Consider the following 5,182-nt stretch of genomic DNA (forward strand, 5'->3'; position numbering starts at 1 on the left):
GTGCGGCGGGCGGCGCCTACGCGCATGCACCGCGCCGCCGCCATCCGCTTCCCGGCGCGGCAGCGCGTCCGCCGCCCCCCCCCCCCCCCCCCCCCCCCCGCCGGGAACCGGCCCCGTCCGCCCCTCCCGGCGCACTTGAGACACTGGCGGACATGGACGTCGTACGCAGGAACAACATCACCGTCACCGGCAACCCCGCGGGCCCGGCGGTGGTCCTGGCCCACGGCTTCGGCTGCGACCAGAACATGTGGCGTCTGACCGTCCCCGCCCTGGCCCGCGACCACCGCGTGGTGCTGTTCGACTACGTCGGATCGGGCCGCTCGGACCTGACCGCCTTCGACGAGGACCGCTACTCCGGCCTGGACGGCTACGCCCAGGACGTGGTGGAGGTCTGCCAGGCCCTGGACCTGCGCGAGGCGGCCTTCGTGGGCCACTCCGTCAGCGCCATGACCGGGGTGCTGGCCGCCGCCCTGGCCCCGCGGCACATCGGCTCCCTGGTGATGGTCGCCCCCTCCCCGCGCTACCTCGACGACGACGGCTACCGCGGCGGGTTCAGCGCCTGGGACATCGACGAGCTCCTGCACTCCCTGGAAGCGAACTACCTCGGCTGGTCCGCGGCCATGGCCCCTCTGACCATGGGCAACCCCGACCGCCCCGAACTCGGCGAGGAACTCACGAACAGCTTCTGCGCCACCGACCCCGACATGGCCCGCGTCTTCGCCCGCACCACCTTCTTGTCCGACTCCCGCGAGGACCTGAAGAACGTGACGGTGCCCACCCTGATCCTGGAGTGCGCCCAGGACGCCATCGCCCCCCGCGAGGTCGGCGCCTTCGTCCACCGGGCGATACCCGGCTCGAAGCTGGTCACCCTCGACGCCACCGGCCACTGCCCGCACCTGTCCGCGCCCGCGGCCACCAACGAGGCCATCCTGACCTTCCTGGCGGCCCGGCACTGATGGACCGCACCGACCGGCAACCCGACCCCCACGACCCCCGCGATCCCCGCGACCGCCGCGGTGCCGGCGGGCAGAGCCCGGACGCGGCCTTCGCCGCACTGCTGGAGGACAGCGCCGAGGAACTCTACGAGAACGCCCCCTGCGGCTACCTGTCCACCCTCATGGACGGCACCGTCGCCAAGATCAACACCACCCTGCTGGGCTGGCTCGGCCTCACCCGCGAGGCCGTGGTGGGCCGGATGCGCTTCACCGACCTGCTCACCACGGGCGGCAAGCTCTACCACGAGACCCACTTCGCCCCCCTGCTGCGCATGCGGGGCGAGATCAGCGGCATCGCCCTGGAACTGGCCCGGGCCGACGGCGGCCGCATACCGGTCCTGGTCTCCTCCGTGGTCAAACACGGCTCCACCGGCGAGCCCCTGCTGATCCGCACCACCGTCTTCGACGCCCGCGACCGCCGCGCCTACGAAGAAGAGCTCCTGCGCGGCCGCCGGGCCGCCGAAGCCGCCCGCCGCCAGGCCGAAGCCGCCCGCCGCCAGGCCGAAGCCGCCCGCCGCCAGGCCGAGGCCGACCGCGCCCGGCTCCAGGAGACCCTGGCCGTCCTGCAGCAGTCCCTGCTGCCCGACACCCTGCCCGAGGTCCCCGGCCTCCAGACGGCCGCCTATTACCACACCGCCTCGCCCGACCACCTCACCGGCGACTTCTACGACGTCTTCCCCCTGGACGGCACCCGCTTCGCCTTCTTCCTCGGCGACGTGTGCGGCAAGGGCCCCCAGGCCGCCGCCGTCACCTCCCTGACCCGCTACACCCTGCGCGCCGCGGCCCTGCACGACCCCGACCCCGTCGCCGCCCTGACCACCCTCAACCAAGTCCTCCACGAGCGCTACACCGCCGGCGGCGACCCCCGCTACTGCACCACCGTCTTCGGCACCCTGGACCCCGACCCCGCCACCGGAGGCAGCACCGTCCACCTCGCCTCCGGCGGACACCCCCCGGCCCTGGTCCTGCGCGCCGACGGCACCGCCCACTTCCTGCCCACCCCCGGCGGCCTGCTGGTCGGCGTGCTGCCCCAGGCCACCTTCACCACCGCCACCACCACCCTGGCCCCCGGCGACACCCTCCTGCTCTACACCGACGGCCTCACCGAGGCCCGCACCGGCCCCGACCGCACCCACCTCTTCGGCGACCAGGCCCTGCTCGCCTTCGCCGCCCGCCACGCCGGCCGGCCCCCGCACACCCTGATCCACGCCCTCACCGGCCTGCTCGCCGGCTTCGGCGACGGCCTCGACGACGACACCGCCCTGCTCGCCCTCGGCGTACCGGCCCCCGACTCCCCGACGAGAAGCACACGATGAACCCACTGAAGATCACCACTCGAGACGCCGCGACCGGTCCCGTCCTGGAGATCACCGGTGCGCTCGACCACCACACCGCCCCCCACCTGCGCGCCCACGTCACCGCCACCGCCCTCGACGCCGGCCGGCGCCTGGTCCTGGACCTCAAGGGCGTCACCTTCTGCGACTCCAGCGGCATCAGCGCCCTGATCGCCGCCCGCCACCACGCCCACACCGCCCACGCCGACATCGCCCTGGCCGCCGTACCCGCCAACATGCTGCGCATCCTGCGCATCGTCGGCCTCGACCAGATCTTCCCCCTGCACCCCGACACCGCCACCGCCACCCGCCCCGGCCCCGCCTCACCCTGAACCCCGCACCCCCACCGCCCGCCCGCACCGCGCAAGCGGCTCGGCAGCACACCGGGCACGGGACCCGGCCGCCCCGCACCCGCCCCGGCGTGAGCCCGTATCGGTGGAATGACCGATGCGCACCCGGCCCCGGTACCGCGATAGTCCCGGAAGGAAGATCACTTCCGGGCGGCCGGTGTCCGCCCGGACGGCGAAAGGACCCCCCTTGACCGTGGACACGTACGCGGACCTGGTGCTGCACAACGCGCGGGTGATGACGGTGGACGCGCACTTCTCCCTGGCCTCGGCGCTGGCCGTGACCGGCACCGCCATCAGCGCCGTCGGCGACCGCGACGCCGTCGCCCCGCTCATCGGCCCCCGCACCCGCGTCATCGACCTGCGCGGGGCCACCCTGCTGCCCGGCATCAACGACTCCCACCTGCACGGGTGCGCCTACGGCATGGCCGGCCCGCCGCTCTCCCTGGACCTCGGCCACCCCGCCGTCGCCTCCCTGGCCGACGTGGCCCGCGCCGTGGCCAAGGCCACCGAACGCGCCCCCGCCGGGCAGTGGATCACCGGGCACGGCTGGGACACCGGCTACCTCGCCGAGTGCGCCGCCGACCCCGCGCGCCGGCCCACCCGCCACGACCTGGACCAGGTCAGCCCCGACCACCCCGTCGTGCTGTACTCCTTCTCCGGACACGCCACCTGGGTCAACACCCGGGCCCTGCACAGCATCGGCATCACCCGCCACACCCCCGCACCCCCCGGCGGGGCCATCGTCACCGACGCCGCCGGCGAGCCCACCGGGCTGCTCCACGAAGGCGCCCAGGCCCTGGTCCACAACGCCCTGCCGCCGCTGAGCCGCCAGGAGCGCACCGACGCCATCCGCTCCACCCTGGCCACCCTGGCCAGCCTGGGCATCACCAGCTACACCGAACCGGGCCTGGGTCCCGGCGGCGAGGGCATCATGCGCGGCGCCCTGGGCACCCAGACCCTGGAGGTCTACCGCGAGCTGCTGGCCGAGGGCGAACTGACCGCCCGCCTGGGCGTGCTGCTGCTGCCCACCGGCATGGCCGGCACCGCCGAGGAGTTCGCCCGCGCCCTGAGCGAGCTGACCGCCCCGGGCACCGGCGGCGGCTGCGATGCGCGCCGCCTGGCCGTCCACGGCGTGAAGATCTTCGCCGACGGCATCGTCCCCAACAAGACGGCCTGGATGCACCAGCCCTACGTCGGCGGCGGCTGCGGCGGCCTGTGCGTGGGCGGCGACAGCGACAGCGAACGCGTCACCGAACTCCACGCCATGATCCGCCACGCCCACGCCGCCGGCCACCAGCTCGGCGTCCACGTCACCGGCGACCGCGCCATCGACACCGTCGCCCAGGCCTTCGCCGCCGCCCAGGCGGCCCACCCCCGCAAGGACGCCCGCCACTACGCCATCCACGGCGACTTCCTGACCGCCCACAGCATGAAGGTCCTGGCCGCCCACGGCTTCGGCGTCAACATGAACCCCACCATCAAATGGACCGTCGCCGACATGGAGGAGGACTTCGTCGGCCCCGAACGCGCCGCCTACGCCTGGCCCTACCGCGACGCCCTGGACGCCGGCCTGCGCGTGGCCAGCGGCTCCGACGCCCCCGTCACCCACCCCGACTGGCGCCAGGGCGTGGCCACCATGATGCTGCGCGAGTCCAAGGCCGCCGGCCGCGTCAGCGGCCCCGAGCAGCGCATCACCCTGGCCGAGGCCCTTCGCACCTACACCATCGACGCCGCCTGGCAGGACTTCGCCGACCACTACAAGGGCTCCCTGGAAGTGGGCAAGGTGGCCGACCTGTGCGTGCTCGACACCGACCTGCTCACCGCCGACCCCCACGACATCCCCGCCACCCCCGTCACCCTCACCGTCGTCGACGGCCGCATCGTGCACGAGGCCCTCGCCGATTGACGCACCACCCCCCACAAGATCATCCTGGGGGGATGGCCGCCCCGCACAGCACCCCGGACCTCCTGGACGCCGCCGTCCAGGTCCGCCGGGCCGCCCGCGACGCCGCCCGCGCCCGCACCGGCTTCCGCCACGTCCTCACCGCGCTGTCGCGGGTCCTGGAGTACGACCACGCCTCCCTGACCCGCTGGGACCCGGCGCACCGGCGCCACACCACCCTGGCCGGCACCTACCCCGAGCACGCCACCGCCTACATCGAAAACCGCCTCCACCACGACCCGGTCTTCGCCGTCCTGCACCACCCGGCCCGAGGCGGCCTGTGGCTCACCGACGTGCCCGCGCCCCTGCTGGCCGCCTCGCCCGGCTTCACCGACGTGCTGCGCCCCCTGGGCATCGCGGGGGGCGTGGCCCAGTGCCTGTTCACCGCCGAGGGCCGCTACGCCGGCATGCTCAACCTCAGCACCCGCCGGCCGCGGCGCGCGCCCGATGCGGCGCGCGCCGCGCTCACCCTGCTCACCGAGTCCCTGGCCGCGCCCGAGGCGCCTCCCGACGGCCCGCCCCCGGACCCCCGCACCCCGCCCGCCGCACCCGCGCCCGAGC

The 5,182-nt window shown here is 74.8% G+C and carries 5 protein-coding genes; all 5 read left to right on the top strand.

Translation table 11 applies throughout. From position 1 onward, the window contains the following. Positions 1–152: 152 nt before the first annotated feature. Complete coding sequence (locus IE330_RS37600) at positions 153–956, top strand: alpha/beta fold hydrolase (protein WP_190140678.1); 804 nt, start codon at positions 153–155, stop codon at positions 954–956. After that, positions 956–2,311 (top strand): PP2C family protein-serine/threonine phosphatase, encoded by a 1,356-nt coding sequence (locus tag IE330_RS37605; protein ID WP_190140679.1) that lies wholly within the window; start codon positions 956–958, stop codon positions 2,309–2,311. Before IE330_RS37600 ends, IE330_RS37605 begins: the two co-directional genes overlap by 1 nt. Beyond that, positions 2,308–2,661, top strand: a complete 354-nt coding sequence (locus IE330_RS37610) for an STAS domain-containing protein (RefSeq protein ID WP_190140680.1) — start codon at positions 2,308–2,310, stop codon at positions 2,659–2,661. Before IE330_RS37605 ends, IE330_RS37610 begins: the two co-directional genes overlap by 4 nt. Before the next feature lie 211 nt (positions 2,662–2,872). Beyond that, positions 2,873–4,585, top strand: coding sequence for an amidohydrolase (locus IE330_RS37615; protein WP_373314829.1), 1,713 nt, complete (start codon positions 2,873–2,875; stop codon positions 4,583–4,585). Between the two features lie 32 nt (positions 4,586–4,617). Next, positions 4,618–5,182: autoinducer binding domain-containing protein (locus IE330_RS37620; protein WP_229926216.1), on the top strand; the 565-nt coding region annotated here is incomplete at its 3' end.

Origin of the sequence: Streptomyces longispororuber (genome assembly GCF_014656095.1) — a bacterium.
Classification (GTDB): domain Bacteria; phylum Actinomycetota; class Actinomycetes; order Streptomycetales; family Streptomycetaceae; genus Streptomyces; species Streptomyces longispororuber.

Coding starts and splice junctions, on each gene's coding strand:
- IE330_RS37600 (WP_190140678.1), top strand. CDS start 153: ATGGACGTCGTACGCAGGAACAACATCACCGTCACCGGCAACCCCGCG.
- IE330_RS37605 (WP_190140679.1), top strand. CDS start 956: ATGGACCGCACCGACCGGCAACCCGACCCCCACGACCCCCGCGATCCC.
- IE330_RS37610 (WP_190140680.1), top strand. CDS start 2,308: ATGAACCCACTGAAGATCACCACTCGAGACGCCGCGACCGGTCCCGTC.